8 protein-coding genes are annotated in these 17883 nt (G+C 57.8%); 6 read left to right on the top strand and 2 right to left on the bottom strand.

Annotation, left to right across the window (positions count from 1 at the left end):
* Nucleotides 1–15 precede the first annotated feature (15 nt).
* From DQG13_RS06140 to DQG13_RS06130, 3 genes are all read left to right on the top strand, one after another.
* A complete protein-coding gene (locus DQG13_RS06140; RefSeq protein WP_181592610.1) occupies nucleotides 16–801 on the top strand; it encodes an SDR family NAD(P)-dependent oxidoreductase in 786 nt (261 codons plus the stop codon).
* A gap of 173 nt (nucleotides 802–974) precedes the next feature.
* A complete protein-coding gene (locus DQG13_RS06135) occupies nucleotides 975–1559 on the top strand; it encodes an RNA polymerase sigma factor (RefSeq protein ID WP_113018868.1) in 585 nt (194 codons plus the stop codon).
* Between the two features lie 335 nt (nucleotides 1560–1894).
* Nucleotides 1895–3403: a DEAD/DEAH box helicase gene (locus DQG13_RS06130; RefSeq protein WP_113018867.1), complete on the top strand. Its 1509-nt coding sequence runs from the start codon at nucleotides 1895–1897 to the stop codon at nucleotides 3401–3403.
* A gap of 415 nt (nucleotides 3404–3818) precedes the next feature.
* Here DQG13_RS06130 and DQG13_RS06125 read toward each other — a convergent pair whose 3' ends face one another.
* Nucleotides 3819–5405, bottom strand: a complete 1587-nt coding sequence (locus DQG13_RS06125) for an FAD-dependent oxidoreductase (protein WP_181592609.1) — start codon at nucleotides 5403–5405, stop codon at nucleotides 3819–3821.
* Nucleotides 5406–5807: 402 nt separating this feature from the next.
* Between DQG13_RS06125 and DQG13_RS06120 the strand changes: the two genes are divergently transcribed.
* From DQG13_RS06120 to DQG13_RS06110, 3 genes are all read left to right on the top strand, one after another.
* Nucleotides 5808–7031, top strand: coding sequence for an S-layer homology domain-containing protein (locus DQG13_RS06120; protein WP_258525486.1), 1224 nt, complete (start codon nucleotides 5808–5810; stop codon nucleotides 7029–7031).
* Between the two features lie 197 nt (nucleotides 7032–7228).
* Entirely contained in the window at nucleotides 7229–13789 is a 6561-nt protein-coding gene (locus tag DQG13_RS06115; RefSeq protein ID WP_113018864.1) for an S-layer homology domain-containing protein, read from the top strand.
* A gap of 25 nt (nucleotides 13790–13814) precedes the next feature.
* Nucleotides 13815–16193: a TIM-barrel domain-containing protein gene (locus DQG13_RS06110; RefSeq protein ID WP_146767110.1), complete on the top strand. Its 2379-nt coding sequence runs from the start codon at nucleotides 13815–13817 to the stop codon at nucleotides 16191–16193.
* Between the two features lie 103 nt (nucleotides 16194–16296).
* Here DQG13_RS06110 and DQG13_RS06105 read toward each other — a convergent pair whose 3' ends face one another.
* On the bottom strand, nucleotides 16297–17883 hold the full coding sequence (locus DQG13_RS06105; RefSeq protein WP_113018862.1) for a response regulator: 1587 nt from the start codon (nucleotides 17881–17883) through the stop codon (nucleotides 16297–16299).

Here is a 17883-nt window from a genome sequence, read left to right as displayed (position 1 = left end):
GGGACAATTAATAAAATGAAGGGCATCTCCCTGGACGGAGCGGTAGCGGTGATTACCGGGGCCTCCGGCGGTCTTGGTTCCGTCCTCGCGGCAGAGCTGGCAAGCCGGGGCTCCTATGTTGTGCTTGCGGGACGTTCCCCGGAAAGGCTGGGCATGTTGGCCGCCAGGCTGGGGGAACGGGCCTCCTGGGCGGCTATGGATATCGCGTCTTACGAGAGTGTGCAGGGGGCCGTGCAGGAGATTATGTCCCGGCATGGCCGGATTGACGTGTGGATCAACAATGCCGGCTTTGGAATTTTTGAGAGGGCGGAGGCCGCGCCTCTGGATCATTTTGCAGAGATGATGGACGTGAACTATATGGGAACCGTCCGCTGCACCAAGGTGGTGCTTCCCCATATGCAGAAGGCGGGCAGGGGGCAGATTGTGAATATCGCCTCCCTTGCCGGCAAGATCGGGACGGCCAAAGGAAGCGGCTACTGCGCGTCGAAGCATGCGGTGCTGGGTTTCACCGACAGCCTGCGGCAGGAGCTGGCGGGTACGGGGATTACGGTGACGGCGATTAATCCCGGGCCGATTGACACGCCCTTTTTTGACCAGGCTGATCCCGAGGGCCATTATGTGAACAACATTCGCTGGATGATGCTGCGCCCGGAGCAGGTGGCCCGCAAGACGGCGGAGGCCATTGCCAAAGGGCGGAAGGAAGTGGACATGCCCTTTTTTCCGGCCGCGGGCGCGAAAATTCTCCGGCTTTTCCCCCGTCTGGCCGATGGCCCGGTTGGGCGTTGGCTGAACCAAAAATAACCTGAACAAAGCGCATTCCCGAAGGAGAACGGGGGTGCGCTTTTTCCGTTGGTTTTTCAGGGGGGAGGGCAAAGATGGGCCTTTGGATAAATTTGCGTTGTTTCCTGGGGCAACTTCCCCTAATATAGGATTAAAGCGACATATGCGTTCAGCAGCTTATCGGAGGTTCTTTCATGTCTGTATACCTGTCCATGCTGTTCACATCAAATTACATATCCCTGCCCAAAGCGACCCAGCAGGAAATTTATAAAGAATACTACAAGCTGGTTTATCCGGTGATTTTCTTTATTCTTCAGGAGTATCCGGCGACGGAGGATGTGATCCAGGAGTCTTTTTTGCGGACGCTGGAAAAGTCGTACCAATTGCAGGATATCAGGCGGATGGAAGGCTGGCTGCGGATGGTGGCGCGTTCCGTTGCGCTGAATTACCTGCGGAAGCTGAAGCGCAACCGGACCGAGCTGGAAACGGATGAGGTGTTCAGCGGCAGCGGGACCCCTCCCGGGGTAGTCCGCCCTTCCCTGGAGGAAGAGGTGGAAGCAAACCTGATGAAGGAGGATATCCGCAAATATCTGGGCCTGCTGAAGCCGGAATACCGCCAGCTTATTGAGATGCGCTGGTACAGCAACCTGAGCTACCGGGAAATGGCTGCCGCCCTGGGGACCACGGAGAATGTGGTGCGCCAGAAGCTCTACCGGGCCCGGGAAGCCGTCCGTGATAAGCTGAAGGAAAATTGGGAGGGCGTGCGGATCAGGCGTTAGGAGTTTGACCGCTGGTCAGACTCTCCCGGAGCCCGCATGGTTGGACTTTTGGCCTTGGGGCATCCTATAATGGAGAAATGCCGCTGTTTTTTTAGCGTAAGGTTATGATTGCCTCGGGAGCGCCGCGGCCAACCAACACGAGCCTGGCTAAACTGAGGGGAACAGATAAGGGACGGTCCTTGTCCGCTACCCTGAACTAACACGGTCCTTGCCCCAGGCCGAATGGTTAGCGCAGGTGGGAATTGTGTTGTTTGCGCCGCAGCGCTCAAGACAGTTGCGGGAGTGTTAAGGGCAGTAGCTTGAGTATATAGTTACGATACAAAAGGAGTTTTTTCATGACCATTCATACTTTCGAAGCCCTTCCGCTTCGCAAAGCTTTGATTCAAAATGTGCGCAGCATGAATATTACCGAACCGACCCCCATTCAACAAGAAGCCATCCCTGTCATTCTGGAGGGGCGGGACCTGATTGCCCAATCCCAGACAGGCTCCGGCAAAACGCTGGCTTATGCCCTTCCGGTGCTGGAGCGGATCGACCCTGCTCTGAAGAAGCAGCAGGCGCTGATTCTGGTGCCTACCCGCGAGCTGGGGGCGCAGATTTTCCGGGTGATGGAGCAGGCCGCCAAGGATACGGGCGCAGAGGTGCAGCTGTTGATCGGCGGCGCCTCCATCAGCCGGCAAATTGACCGCCTGCGGCTTCATCCCCAGGTGGTCATCGGCACTCCCGGACGGGTGCTGGAGCTGATCAAGCTGCGGAAGCTGTCCATGCACCATATCAAAACCATTATTGTGGATGAGGCGGACCATATCTTCGAGCAGGGAGAAGGCCGGGAAGTGGAAACGGTGATCAAAAGCGCCATGCGGGACCGGCAGCTTTGCTTTTTCTCGGCTACCATTCCCGATCCGGTGCGCCAGCTGGCAGACCGCTGGATGCGCGACCCTGTATCCGTCCAGATCGAACCCGAGCACAAAACGGCCAGCACCCTTACGCATTTGTACGTGGTTACCTCCGAGCGGGAACGGATCGATACGCTGCGCAGGCTGGTGAAGACATTGGAGCCCCGCTCCGGCATGGTGTTTACCAATCAGGTAAGTGACTTCGGGGAAATTCTGGCCAAGCTCCAATACGCCGGTCTTTCCATCGAGGGCCTGTACAGCGAGGCGGGCAAGCAGGACCGGGCCAAGGTGATGAAGGATTTCCGGGAGGGCCGCCTGCAGCTGTTGCTGGCTACGGATGTGGCTGCCCGGGGACTGGACATTCCCGAGGTGACCCATGTGTTCCACTTCGATCTGCCGGTGGATGCGGATCATTATGTGCACCGCTCCGGCCGGACGGGACGGATGGGACGGCAAGGGGTATCGGTGTCCCTGTGCGCGCCGAACCAGCTGTTTATTTTGGAGAAGTTCTCCAAGAGCCTAGGCGTCGATTTTGAAAAAAGAGTGCTGTTCGAGGGCAGGCTCTCCCGGCAGGAGGAGCTGCCCAAACGGCTGCTCCACCAGCTGGAGGGAAGCGGACAGTCCGGGCGCGGAGGACGCGCGCCTGTGGTTGACCGCACAAGAGGGGCGGCAGAGGCCCGCGACAGCACCCCGGAGCTCCGGGAGGAGCCCCGGGAGAAGGGCGGCCGGGCTGTCGGCGCAAGCCGTCAGGGCGCAGAGGCCGCTTATGGCGACCGCCGCGGTGCAGGTGCTCCGGCAGCCGGGGGGCGGGAGAAGGCTTCCGGTCCGCGGCCGCAGGAAGCGAAGGCGAGAGTCCCGGCCCGGGGCGGCAAGGTAGCCCGCAAGGCCGACCAGAAGAACAAAGGAGCGCCCCGCTGGCTGAAGGAGAAGCGCGGCTCCCAGGAATAAGGAGCTGTAAGAAAAAGGATAAAGCGCCCGCTATCCCCGGTTTGGGGAAGGGGGCGCTTTTTTTAGCGGCAAGGAAAATGATAGCGCATAACAAATGTATGCTATTTGCATAAAATCGATAAAAATCGCCAATTAGTGTACATAAAATGTATGCTAATACCACTCAAACTCCGCCAAATAGGCAGAATGGAGCGAATAGGATACATTTCATGATTGCTAATTGAGAAAATCGGGGGCGAATAAACGGATAGCATACATTTTTATGGCGCTTACATCAGCTTGGCAAATTCATCTGTCTCTTACTTGGGCCAGGATCGGGCCCGCCTGAAGGCATACAAGCAAGCCGCCACAAGGCAGCCTTCTCCCGCGCCAAAAAACGGGCGCCCCTCTTGGGATGCCCGTTCTGTGTTTTGTGTTACGGCTTGCGTGTTTTTACATAGCTGGGGTACACGATCTCGCCGGTGTCCAGCTTGGCGATTTCCTCCGCCGTCCAGCCGGCGATTTTGTTGGTGCCGGTGACGCCGGTAACCTTGATGGCGTATTTGCTCTCCAGGTACGGGTGCAGGGTGCTCCAGTCGGCCTCTGTCAGCTCCCGGAGCTTCTTCTTGCCGTGGATCTGGCCCAGAATGACGCCGATGGATTCCGCGGCCAAGGAGGTATTGGGCTGAATCCGGGCGCTGCCGTAGGCAATGGCGGTAGTCCCCACATTTTTGCCCGCCATCAGCACATTCTCGTAGTTCTTCAACTGGAAGCTGCGCAGGGGCATGCCGTATTTGTCCGGACGGCCCATCTCAATGCCCCACTTGTTGGCCTTAAGCCCCTGGAGATCCAGAGGATACCCGGCGATGCTCACATTGTCCGGGAACATCCGGGCTCCCAGCACATCGGAAACCTTCAGCACATAATCCGTTTCGTAATGGTTGTACTCCCGGATGTACAGATAGTCGGGAAAGCCGTTCAGCTCGGCATTTTCCCAGCCGGTCATATTTTTCTTGAAGTATTGCAGGATCAGGGGGATTTCCTTTTGGCCCAGCTCCTTGGCGGCGGCAATGGAGGCATCGTCGGAAGGGTCCACCTGGTAGAGCAGGAAGGCGTTGATGATCACTTCCCCGTCCCGCTGGCTGACGGCATTGAGCCCGCGCAGAAAGACGCTGTCATTGGTGGGCTTGTATCCCCGGGTGACGCCGGTGAGCCCAATGGCGAAGCTTTCATTGACGGATTCCTTGTAGGCCGCCTGGAAACGGGCCCAGTCCACGTTTTTGAACTTCATCATCATGCCGGCGCTCATATATTCAATCTGCTCCTGGCCGTAAAATTTCTCCAGACCCGGCAGGCGGGTTACCGCGAGGCGAGAGGCCAGGGCGGCAAAGTCGGAATTTTCCACCCAGTAGGAAGCGGTGAGCTTCTTTTCGGTGCCGTCCGCGGTTTTGTATGTAACGGATTGCACCGCCTCCGTTCCTTGAATACCCGGGGCTGCGGCAACCTCCTGAATAGTGATTCCCGATTCCATGGGGATGCCGTTCACCAGCTTGGCGTAGTAGGTTTGGAATTCGCTCAGCTTGCGGATTTTGCCGGCGCGGAAGCCGTCGAACAGCTCCTTGGCCCGGCCTTGCACCAACAGCTTGCCGCTGCCATCCCGGGTTTCATCCAGAAACAGCATTTCTCCTTGAAGCAATTGTCCGCCGGCCTTGGCCCGGGGGTCGATAACCTTGACGCTTAGCCCCTCATCTGCCGCCGCCCGGGCCAGATACATCCCCTCCAGCTCGCTGCCGATAATGGCTACATCCACCGTTTCCGCAGGGATGGGTTTGGGGGTAGGGACAGGGGAAGCGCTGGCCGCTGCGCTGGGTGCCGGCGTTTGGGCGGCCGCAGACGGCTTTGCCGCAGGATCAGCGCGGTTATCGCGGAATTGGACATACCCGATTGTAGAGCCTGCCAGGACGACAAGAAGGACGGCAAGGAATCCCCAGCGGGGCAACACGGACTTCTTTTTTCTGCGCATATACATCTCCTTATTCTCTTCACTTTTGGGGGATCTATTTCACCCTTACCAGTCTATCATGTTCCTCCCACCCCCTCAATCTCTTCTTGCCCCCCGAAACTCTGTAGCATCAATCCCCACTTCGCGAAGCGGTTCTTGGCCGGAACCATACCCAGGAGCTGCGAGGAAATTAGTACCCGCTTTTGCTGACAAAATCTCCACGGTTTTGGGAGTTTTGTCAGTAAATTAGCGGTACTTAGTTCGTCGCAGTCTCCCAGGAGCTGCGAGGAAATTAGTACCCGCTTTTGCTGACAAAATCTCCACGGTTTTGGGAGTTTTGTCAGTAAATTAGCGGTACTTAGTTCGTCGCAGTCTCCCAATCCAAAGCGAGGGAGTGCTTTAGAGATGAAGGCAAGAAAGACAATGAAAACAATGATTGCTGCAGGACTGGCGGTTTCCATGCTGGCGGGAGGCGGCGCTTCGGCGCTGGCCAACGGCAAAGGAAATAGCAGGGATCAAGGCAAAAACAACGACAGCAAGTACACCACCCAAGCCAAATCCAATTCCAACTCCAGCACCAAGGGAAATGTGAACATTATTCTGAACTTCCCCGATGTGACAGGCGCTGATGTGGAATGGGCGATGAAATATATTGCCAGCCTGGCCTCCAAACGGGTGTTTGAAGGTTATGAGGACGGCACCTTCCAGCCCCGGAAGACCATTACCCGCATTGAGGCGCTGACGGCGGCTGTCCGCCTGATGGGCTTGCGGGAGCAAGCCGAATCCGCCGAGGAGATGAACTCCAACCTGAACTTCAAGGACGCAGACCAGGTGAAAAAGCAATACGCCTGGGCAACCGGTTATGTGGCGGTGGCTGCCGAGAATGATCTGTTCCTGGAATCCGACGATAAGGTTCAGCCGGATAAGCCGGCAGACCGCCTGTGGGCCACAACCTTGCTGGTGAAGGCCATGAAACTGGGCACGGAAGCCAAAGCCAAGATGAACGAGAAGCTGACCTTCCGTGATGCGGCGCAAATTCCCGCCGGTTCGGTAGGATATGTAAAGGTTGCCCTGGAAAAAGGGCTGATCGACGGTTATGAGGACAATACCTTCCGTCCGGACCGGCCTGTAACCCGGGCGGAGCTGGCGGCCCTTCTGGACCGCACCGGCGAGCAGCTGCCGGGCAACGGCTCCGGGCAGGATCAGACTCTCGTAACCGGCAAGCTGGCTGCCGCTCCCGCCGGGAACGTGCTGCAGGTGGAGAAGGACGGCCAAACCGTTTCCATAGTGGTGGACGCCAACGCCTTCATCTTCCGCAACGGTTCCCGGGTGGCTTTGGGAGCGTTGGTTGCAGGCGATACGCTGAAAATCCGCACTTATAACGGAACTGCGCTTTTTGTGGAGGTAACCAATGCAGTTACCAACACATCCTTCACGGTTGTAGGCGTTTATAAGGATATGACCCTGACCGCAGAGGGCAAAATTGCCACCATCAAAATTGCCCAAACGGTAAACGGCACCGTCCAGGAGGCGGTATACAATGCAGCGCCGACAGTTTCCATTACCGGAGGCAGCCTGCCTGCCACAGACCGGCTGATTGAGCTGAAGGGCGCAAGCGCCCTGGTGACCGAGATCAAAATTTATTAAATCAAAGCTGTACAGGAGATATAAAAGGAAAAAGAGAAGCATATTGTGAAGAAAGCCATCCCGGCCAAATTAGCGGGATGGCTTTTCAAATATAGCGGAATAGTGATGATTTTCGCCCGATTTTGTATAGGCAGCGCCTCTGAATCCGTTTACATTGGAGAGGAAAGATAACTATCCTGCGAAAGGAGTCGGTTGCGTTGCTTTTCAGCTTGTCCGTGCGAATGCGCCGTACACTGGCGTTTGTTCTGTGCCTGGCACTTTTATTCGGATCTATTCCGCCCCGTTCCGTGTCTGCCGGCGGGAATGAGTCCATTGTAATCGACAATCTGGATGCGGCCTTTATCAACAACGGCTTCAGCACATCCAGCATTGCCGGATTTATCGGCAATACAGTGAACACGGGAGGGTCAAATACCAGCGTTCAATGGATTCCATCCTTGGCTCCCGGCTTTGAACCGGGGACTTACAAGGTTTCCGTCTATATTACCGTCCGGCCCGATGGAAAGAATGCCCAAGCCGGTCTGGAGGTGGCGGATCAAACCCATCCGGCGGCATCGCCGGATTACCGCGTAATTGATATTTCGGTCCAGGAAACCTCCGGCTTTGTGGAGCTGGGGACGTTCCAGTTCAGCGGCTCTCCGGATCAATGGATCAAAATGAGGAAAGCAGGCAGCTCCGTAACGGGCACCTCGTATGTTCATGCCGATACGGTCAGGCTGGAACGGGTGGTTCCGCCCCGGGTCAATGCGGATTTGCGCAGTTTGAAGGTGGGGAACGGCGTCGGCCTGACTCCCGGCTTCCTGCCGGAAGTCACCGCCTATGCCCAATCTGTTCCGTTCGGTACAGCAAGCGTAGCCATAACGGCAGAGACGGCAGACAGCGCGGCAGCTCTTTATATTGACGGCCAGCCGGCCGCCAGCGGAATCCCCTCGGCTCCGGTTGCCGTTCTGCCCGGGGGCAGCACGGTTACCATAACGGTATATGCCCAGGACCCAACGGTCAAAAAGATATATACAGTAGCGTTGACAGCCCGCGAAGCTCCGGATTCCGCAATTCTTCAAAGCCTTGCCGCCGATGGCGGGGAATTGCAGCCGGCGTTTGACCCTGAGATCCTGGCTTATGAGCTCCCGGTGAGCTACAGCACCGAAGCCGTATCTTTCATGGGCATCCCCAACACCGCCGGGGATATCGTCGAAATTAACGGTACAGCAGTTGCCGGAGGAAGCTGGTCCTCTCCCGTCCAGTTGAAGACGCCGGGGGAAACAACTAAGGTTCAGATAAAGGTAACCTCCCTGGCCGATTCCTCCGCCGCCAACGTGTATACGGTGTCTGTCCGCCGCGGCGCAGCTCCCGCTGTGCTGGAGAATGACGCCTACCTTGTAGCCGAGCAGCCTGATCTTGGATTTGTCGTCACGGAAAAAGCCTCCGGCGCTTCCGCGCGCTTTACTCCCGAGCTGACTGTTCGTCACAGCAGCACCGCTCCCAAAAAAGGCACCGCCAAAATTACCGGAGCCCAGCAAGGGACGGGAAGCATGCTCAATTACACGGTGCTGGGCTGGAACGGCAACGGGGATTTCTTCGCATCCCCGGGAGAAAGTACAGTGCACATGGCATCCGGGTCTGCTTTTGCCGATGGAATCCTGGCCTGGACCTATCTCTCTGGAGAGGGGTATACCTTGCAGGCTTCATTGGCATTGCCCCAGGGAGCCGGAGAGCCCCGGATCACCTGGAAGCTGGTTCCTTCCGCCCCCATGTATTATTCCATTGCCTACACCGGCGCACCCGTCTCTTCGGCTGAGGAAGCGGATTGGATTTACCAGCCCGGCGTATGGACCGGCAAGCGGATTCCCGACGCATCCTATATGACGGACGAATCGCGGGCGGGCATCCCCGTGGTAATGTACGGAAAAGGCGGCTTGACGGTGGGAATCGCCGCAGATCCGCGGGAATCCGCCTTCAGGCTGCCGACCATGCAGAATGCCGGATATGGCCTGCTGCTCCGAGACGCTTCCGGCCGGATGGCTCCTTCGGTATATGCCCCGGTCTATGGCGGGGAAGGCTCTCTGTTGACCGGGCCGTATGAATTTGCCGTCCGGCTGGTTGTCCGCCAGGATGACAGCTACGGCACGTTCCGGCATCTGGCGGAAGGTTTGTACGGCTTCGGCGATTACAGAACCAATACCTCCGTGACACTGAACGAGGCTTTGGACAATTTGACGGACTACATTCTCAATGACAGCGGCGAGAACTATTCCTATTGGCGCGAGGATTACAAAACCAATGAATATATCAATGACAAGCCCGGGTACGGCAGACAGCAGTCGGCATTGTATGCCCTGGGCCTGGCCATGGTCCGCGATGACCAAAAGCTGTATGAGGAACGGGCATTGCCCACTCTGGAATATCTGGCCTCCCGCAAGAGCCAGTACATAAAGCTGGACGGTTATGATCCTGAGTATCCCATGGGCGGTCCCACCGACGGGATAACCGGAGATTGGGCCGAGCTGTACGCCATGACAGGAGGCAGAACATTTGCGTTCAAGCAACTGGCGGAGGAGGCTATCGGCAAGGCTCTGAAGAATTACGGCATCACCGGAGGATTGGCATCGGTGATTGAAGCGGGGCGCACCTACAGCCGGGAGGAGGCGCTGGACAATGCCAAGCGCTGGCTGCGCCCGTTGATCAGCATGTACAGGATGACAGGAGACGGTGAATACTTGGCGGATGCCAGGCAGGCGGCGGATGATTACATCCGGTACCGCATAGATGCAGTTCCGCTGGATTACCGGGATACGTACAGCTCCTTCTGGAATGAGTTGGGCTCTCTGTACGATGCGCTGTTTGAAATGTATGATCTGACCGGGGAAACCCGCTACGGGGATGCCGCCGTGGCGTCCATGCGGGAATTTGCCCAGTTCATGCAATATACTCCGGTTATTCCGGAGGGAACAGTTGATTTGGAGGGAGAGACCGTTCCGGCATGGCAAATTTCCGAAGCGGGCCTGATCTCGGAGGCGGCAGGCACCAGCAATAGCCACAGGGGAATTTTCATGCCGTATATTGCCCCGTATTTTGCCAGGGCGGCGGCTTATTCCGGTGATTCCTTTCTGGCTGATGTGGGCAAAGCCAATATAATTGGACGGTATGCGAACTATCCGGGCTATACCTACCGGAATCAATATTCCCTGAAGTTCGGCAAAGCGGATTACCCGCTGCAATGGTACAATACGTATTCAAACACGGCCCATATGAACCATCCCCTTCCCATGGCAAGCATGATGGTGGATTATTTGGTCAGCGATACGCTGAACCGGTCCCTGTCAAGGATCAGCTTCCCTTCCCGCTATACGGATACCGGGGCATATTTTAAAAGCAAGGTATACGGGGACCGTCCGGGCACCTTCTACGGAGATGAGGATGTCCGCCTGTGGCTCCCCAAGGGGCTGCTCGGCATGGACAGCAAGCAGTTGAACTATATCAGCGGCTACGGCAACGGCAAGCTGTATATCGCCTTGTCCAATCAATCCGCCGAAGATGTGCTGGCAACAGTGCGGATCAATCCTGAGTTGGCTTCGGCTCCGGGCAACCGCAGCGCAAGAATATGGACAAACGGCGCGGAAGGGACAATCGCCGTCACGGACGGGGTGTTTGCAGTAACGGTTCCCGCCAATGGTCTTGCGGCCCTTGCGGTGGATGATGTGGCTGTTCAAACGTCTCTGCAGGAAACGCTATTCGGGGAAGCTGCCACTCCCGCGCTGCCCGGCAGAAGCTACATCAAAAGCTGCGAGCCGATGGGAGGGCTGACCGCCATGGTTCTATCCCCCTCCGCTTCTGCGGCCAGCCTGTTTGTTTACGCGGATACCAGTCCCGAATATGCGGATACCATGACGCTGCATTATTCCCTGGATGACAGTACATGGAAAACGATAGAAAAAATCGGCTTCCCCTTTGAATTTTCTCTGCCGCTTCCGAAGAATACGGAGAAAATCCGCTATTACGCTGTGGATTCGGAGCAGCGCACATCCGGAGAATATCAATTGCTGCTTGATCCGGAAGCTCCTGAAAGCAGCACGCCCATTCTGCCGGCTGCGGGCTGTCTTCCCCCCACGGAGGGGGAAAGTGTGCCCAAGCCGGCAAGTATGACGCTGACCGTATTTGAGGATTCCTTCAGCGAAGGCCATGCGGAGTCTTGGACCATTCTGTCGGGGGATTGGCAGGTTCAGGCCGAGGGAGGAAACGGCTTGCTGAAGCTGGCGACGATTTCCCAAGGCGCCGAGGAAGGAATGCTCCGGGCCGGGGATGCGGGCTGGTCCGACTATACTGTAGAGGCGCGCATCAAGGCATATGACAACAGCGGCTCCGGGGCCGCATCGGGCATAACGGCCCGGTACGTGGATGAGAACAATATGTATCTGCTGCGGCTTCACTGGAACACCAACGGCAACAATGTGCAGCTATACCGCAAGATCAACGGCAAGTGGGGCTCATTGGCTTCCGCCAAGCTGGACAGTCCTCCGGAGACGGGGAAGTGGTATACCCTGAAGCTGGCGGCAATTGGAGACCAACTGACCGGTTATGTGGACGGCGTCCAGAAAATCCAGTACACGGACACCTCCTTCCGTTCCGGCGCCATCGGGGTCAGAGCGTGGAATCAGACTGTGGCAGTGGATGATTTCCGGGTTGTCCATGAGGATGCGCCGCGTATGTACAGGGCTGCGGCAGACTCCTTCGACGATGGGCAACTGCCGGACTGGACGCCAGTTTCGGGAAGCTGGACGGCCGTTGCCGAGAACGGAAACGGCATATTGCGGCAAACGGATACGGCAGGAGCCTCCATCATCGCCCACAACGCTGTTTACGGCGATTATGCCGCGGAAGCGCAGCTGCGCTTCAACAATGAGGTGACGATTACCGCTTCGGGAATAGTGGGACGTTACCAGGATGCGGACCATTATTATCTCTTGCGGATGTTCTCCGATACCAGCCGCTTGCAATTGCTGAAGAAAACGCCGGAGGGTTATGTGCTGCTGGGAGAAAAAGCGGCCACGGTGACCAATGGCAAATGGTATACATTAAAGCTGGAAATGGCAGGCGCTGTGATCACGGGCTATCTGGATGGGGAAAAGAAGCTTACTGTTACCGATGCGGACCCTCTCCTCCAAGGCCGGGCCGGACTATTGGCGGAGGAGGAGCCCTTGGATGCGGACGGATTCGCGCTAATGGAGTACCGGATGCCCCGGCATGTATCCATTGAGCCTGCCGTCAGCCTCATTGCTGCGGGAGAAACCGTCGCCCTTGGCGCCGCCGTTCGGGAAACGGGCTTGCCGGCAGGAGCTGTGGTCTGGTCAAGCGATGATCCCCAAGCCGCGTCTGTGGATGAAAACGGGCTTGTCACCGCCCATGCCCCAGGTATTGCCCGGATCAGGGCTGCTCCTGCGGCGCAGGACCCGGAGGACTGGCTGTTTCCGGCGGAGCTGGTGCTGAAGGTTCAGCAGGACCCGGGCTCATCCGAGCCATCTGAACCGTCCGAGCCATCCGAGCCTGCTGCGGCAAACGAAGATACGGAACCTCCCGCAGCCATAAGCCGGGATTCCTCTGGCCGGGCCGTGATAGAGCCTGCTTCTTCGCTTCTGGAGGATGGCCGGGCCATGGCGGCCATTGCGCCAGCCGATTGGGAGGCGGCTCTCCGGTTGGCCCAGGCAGATTCCGGCGGCTGCAAAACAATCGTATTGCGGCTCGGGGAGGCCGTAACCGCCTGGGAGCTGACCCTTCCCGGAGGTTATGCCGGCAAGCCGGGGGGCGAGGAGCGGGCGCGAGTTCTGCTGGATTTGCCTTCCTTTCAAGTGATGCTCCCGCCTGATCTGCTGGACCCGGCACAGCCTCCCCTGGATGAGCTGCGGATCTCCATCGGTTTGCTTGACTCCGGAGATTCTGCATGGCGCCATACAGTCAGGCTGGCTGTAACCGCTCCATCGGGAACGGTTTACAGGAATCCGGCCGGAGGCGGGATCACGGTGCGGCTGCCCTATACTCCTAAACCGGAGGAAGACCCGGAAAAAATTGCGGCGGTGAAGCTGGACGGCTACGGCAATGCCGTTCCCCTTCCCGGAGGCCGCTACGTATCCGAATTAGGAGCGGTGGTGTTTCAAGCCTACGCCGACGGAAGCTACGGAATTGCCTACCGGGAGACCCGCTTCTCCGATATGGGCCATGCCTCTTGGGCCGAACGGGCGGTGGAGGCGCTGGCTGCAAAAGGAATTGTGGACGGTGTGGCAGACGGAAGATTCGCTCCCGACAGCACCGTTACCCGCGCGGATTTTGTCGTATTGCTGGTCCGGGCTCTGTCCCTGCGCAGCGCTCCCGGCCACAGCTTCACCGATGTGGATGCCGATGCCTATTATGCCGACCCTCTTGGCATTGCCCGGAGTCTGGGCATAGTGGAAGGTACGGAGGACGGCAGCTTCCTTCCGGGAGAAGGGCTTAGCCGGCAGGACATGATGGTGCTGGCAGCCCGCGCTGCAGAGCGCCTCGGGGTCCTGCGGGAAGCTCCGGGAGACAGGACAGAACCGGCATTCACGGACAGCGGCGAATTGGCGGGATACGCCCGCCCTTCCGTTATGCTGCTGGCCGCCGCCGGACTTGTGGAGGGGGACGAAGGCCGGCTCCTGCCTCTTCATGAGTGCACCCGGGCGGAAGCGGCGGTTCTCATTTACAGACTGTACCGCCTGGCGGCCCCGTCATCATTGATGCAGAAATGAGGTGTTCTCTTTGGAGAATCATACTGTGCAAACTGAAACAACCATCGAAATTCATTCGCTCCATTACAGCGTTTTTATTGACAGGGAAGGCTTCCGCTTTCGGGTGACCGATGCATCGGGCATGCCGCTGGTTGAGGCCCATCCCGTATGCGGCTTGCGGTGGTCCAACATAGCGGGAACGGTGCTGTACGATGCTGCTGCTGCGGACTATGCAGGAGCGCGGGGACAAGCGGCTGTTTTTCGCGTCCGCAACAAAGGCGGAGACGAAGCGGAGGTGGTGCTGCATCCGGAGGAGCATTCCTTCCGGCTTGCCGTTACTCCGGCGAAGGAAGGGAAATATGTCATCGAGGCGCGGACAGCTTCGGTTCGGCCCATTTACGGTATGGGGGATTTCGGCTCCCATACGGATACGGTGCTGACCGAGGATGCCCCTGCCCAAGGCAAGCTGGATATTCCCGCTCGGGACAGCGCCGATCTGTTCGGATTCAGCCGCAAGGATATGGTGAATCAAGGCACCAATATGCGTTTCCTGACCACCTTCGCCATTTGCCCCGGCAAGGGATTTGCACAGGTGCTGTTTGCCGAGGGCTCCAAACGGGCGTCTTTTACACTGGAAGAGAACATGCTGGGAGCAAATGGCGTGCGCAGCCTGGGCAGCCTGTATTATTTCTTCGGGGACACGAAGACCATATACCGGGAATACCAGCGTGTCCGCCATGAGGAGGGGTATCCCGACAGAAAGCCCAAGTATGACATGTTCCGGGTAGGCTGGGAGGCATACGGTTCCCTTGGCTGGAATGCATACCAGTCCGCCGTGGAGGAGGCGCTGGCGGAATACCGGGAGCGCGGCTACGAACTGGCCTGGGGTGTGGTAGGCTCCGGCTTTTGGAAAGGGGACCGCAAATCACCGGAGCAGGGCACCACCACCAGCTTCAATCTGTGGGACACCCTGGAGGAGGAGGGCCGCACAGACGGGCTGCCCAATCCCCGGTACCCGGACCCGGAGAGGATGAAGAGCCTGTTCAAGGCAAGCGGCATCAAGCTGTTGCTCGGCATCCGCCATCACTTCAAGGCTCCACGGGATGACGGAGGCTATCATAACCCGGTCAATAACGGAGCCTTTGTGGAAGAGGGGCTGGAGCGGGGATATTTTCTGCGGAGGGAGGATGGGGGCCTGGTAAGGCTGACCAATGCGGAGTTCCCCAAAGGAACCTTGTATGTTCTGGACAGCCGCAACCGGGAGGCCCTGGACTGGTTTGTCCGTTTGGCCGAGACTTGGGGAGCCGAAGGCTTTAAGGAGGATGCCATGGTCTACACCAAGCATTATGCCGACGGCAATTGGAACCCCATCAACGAGGCGTTTATGGACCGGGGGCATCTGGTGATTGTCCGCAATTCCGCCTATTCCGCTCCCGGCGACGTGATCCGGATTAATGACACCTATTACGGCAAAGGGGAGGGCTTTCATTTTGACCAGGAACGGGTTCCGCTTAATCTGTTTGGGTTTGCGGCCAGCGGCGTGTCCAATCTGTACCCGGATATAACGGGAGGTACGCCCAAAACCGATCCTTCGCTGCCAAGCTATCAATGGTATTTTGTGCGCAACGCCATGTTCAATGCCGTATGTCCTGCTATGTCCATGGGCCGGAAGCCGTGGGAGATGCAGCATCCGCGCTTCGAAGCCGCTGTCAAAAAGGCGGTGGATTGGCATAACCGCTACGCTCCCTACATCTACAGCTCGGTTGTTCATGCCTTCCGGTCCGGTTACCCCGAGGCCATGTGCCCCTTGCATATCGCCTTTCCCGAAGAGCCGGGGGTTCACGGGCTGGCCAACCGGCATACGCGGCAATACGAGTGGATGCTGGGCCCTTCTCTGCTGGCTGCCCCCTTGTACGGGAATGATTTTGAAACGGCGCAGACCCGGGATGTGTATCTGCCCTCCGGAGATTGGATGGAATATGAAACAGGCCGATGCTATCGCGGGCCGCAGATCCTGAAGGATCATCCCCGCCCTGCCGATGCTGTTCCGGTGTTTGTGGGGGGAGCGGGGATACTGGTCCGCCGTGATACTCCCGAAGGCCCCTGTATGGCCGAGGTATATCCGACAGCGCCGGACGGAACCGTCTACCGGTTTATTCATCCGGACGGAATCTCCGAAAGCATTGTGGCCGTTCGGAAGGTTTGCTCCAAGATGGGACAGGAGATGGGCAAAATAAGCTGGAGGGTGACGAAAACCCCTCTGTCCGCACCGGGGGCGCCGGAGGCGTGGAGCCATGGGAATGGACGGGATGCCGCCGATTCCTTGGGACAACCGGTTTCCTTTGGCAGACTGCCTGTGAGCGAAGCCTTGAGCTTTATTCTGGAGCCCGGCATGAAATACACGGCTGCGGCGGAATTCCAGTAATTCTGTCCGGCAAAAAGCAATTGGGAAAGCGCCTGCGAAAACAGCCGCTCCGCGTAAAGGCATACTATGCCGGATACGCAGGAGCGGCTGTTTGTCTGCCCGATCAGGTGGAGATAAAGGGCTTGTTGGCTTGCTTAAACTCGTTGGGGGTCAAGCCTGTATGCTTTTTAAAAACGGTGCAGAAATACGAATAGCTGTTGAAGCCTACCTTTTCCGCCAGCTCATAATTCCGGTATGTGCCGTTTAGAAGCCAAGCCTTGGCCGCTTCGATCCGCTGGTCCAAAATATAGTCAATAACGGAAAAGCCTGTTTCCTTCTTGAACAGATGACCCAGGTGGGAGGTGCTGAGCTGGATTTTTCCGGCGATTAAGTCCAGGGTCAGCTCCTGGTCCAGATTATGGCGGATAAACTGGATGGCAGCGGCGATTTCGGGGCGGAGCTGCTTTTTGTGCTGCTCCTTGGTTCTCCAGTCCAAAACGGCATCCCGAAGCGCCGACAGGCATTCGTGAAGAGTGGCGTCCTCCGCGACTGCGGCCGCTTCTCTCAATTCGGGCTCAGGCAGGGCGGCAATCTGCTCCTTCAGCCAGCTTCTGGCCCATTGGGGATGGGGCCTATAGGTCAGCAGCAGATCCCTGGCGGAGCGAATCCAACGCTCCCATTCTGCGGGCTGGGGGGAATGCCACGCCTCCCCGAAGCTTTCCGCAGCGGCAAGAACCGGCTCCTTCGGCGGCTCCTGAAACGGCGCCAGCCCTTGTGCGAACACGGGCCGGGGCTGCTCCTGGTAGAAGCGGTGCTCCAGCAGCTTTTCCGTCTGTACAAATTCCATCCGCAGCCGGGCCAGATTGGTGAAGGGATTGCTGCAGGCCGCCCCCAATCCGATGGACATGTATTGCCGCAGAGGAGCCTGGCATTCGGCCCACCATTCACTGATTGCAGCCGGGGTGAACGGAGCGCGGCTGCCGGTGAACAGCACCGCCGCTGTTCCGAAGCGGCAGGGGAACAGCTCGAATTGCCCCAGAGCCAGTCCGTCCAGAACCTCGCGGATGATTTCCAGCATGCTGAATTCAATTAAAGGCAGCTCTTTGGGCTGGTATTTCACGGCATATTGACTCAAGTGGTCGATGCGGAAGAGGCACAGAGTATAATAATCCGCTTGAAGCCGCAGCTCCAGCTCCTCTCCGCGCTTCAGCATTTCATCCCGGCGGCTCAATATGCCGGACAGCACATTCTCCAGAAATTCCTTGCGCAGCGGGTAGCGGTAATTGCGGATCAGGCTGTTCCGGAGACTGATATTGGCCGTCAGCTCGGATTCCTTCTCAATATCGCTGTAGGCCCGCTCCAATGCAGTTCGGGCGGCCTTCAGATCAATCGGCGATTTCAGGATATAGCCCAAAGCGCCTCCCGCCATAGCCTGCTGGGCATACTCGAAGTCCCGGTGGGCCGTCAGCATAATACAGCGGACCTGGGGGAACTGGCTGCGCAATTGCTCAAGCAGCGTCAGCCCGTCCATGACGGGCATGGTAATGTCAATCAGGGCTACGTCAGGATTTACCTCCCGGCACATGCGCAAAGCCTCCTCGCCATTGGCCGCCTCGCCTGCAATATAGGCTCCCCATGCTTCCCAAGGAAAGGAAGCCCGGATATGCTGCCGGGCAATGGGCTCATCGTCCACAATTAAAATGCGCTTCAT

This window comes from Paenibacillus sp. YN15 (assembly GCF_003285005.1).
Classification (GTDB): domain Bacteria; phylum Bacillota; class Bacilli; order Paenibacillales; family NBRC-103111; genus Paenibacillus_AR.
This window is presented reverse-complemented; position numbering and strand designations above follow the sequence as displayed.

Bases quoted from the DNA above. Each gene is read 5' to 3' on its own strand.
- DQG13_RS06125 (WP_181592609.1), bottom strand. From the start codon at position 5,405: ATGCGCAGAAAAAAGAAGTCCGTGTTGCCCCGCTGGGGATTCCTTGCC.
- DQG13_RS06130 (WP_113018867.1), top strand. From the start codon at position 1,895: ATGACCATTCATACTTTCGAAGCCCTTCCGCTTCGCAAAGCTTTGATT.
- DQG13_RS06120 (WP_258525486.1), top strand. From the start codon at position 5,808: ATGAAAACAATGATTGCTGCAGGACTGGCGGTTTCCATGCTGGCGGGA.
- DQG13_RS06135 (WP_113018868.1), top strand. From the start codon at position 975: ATGTCTGTATACCTGTCCATGCTGTTCACATCAAATTACATATCCCTG.
- DQG13_RS06105 (WP_113018862.1), bottom strand. From the start codon at position 17,883: ATGAAGCGCATTTTAATTGTGGACGATGAGCCCATTGCCCGGCAGCAT.
- DQG13_RS06140 (WP_181592610.1), top strand. From the start codon at position 16: ATGAAGGGCATCTCCCTGGACGGAGCGGTAGCGGTGATTACCGGGGCC.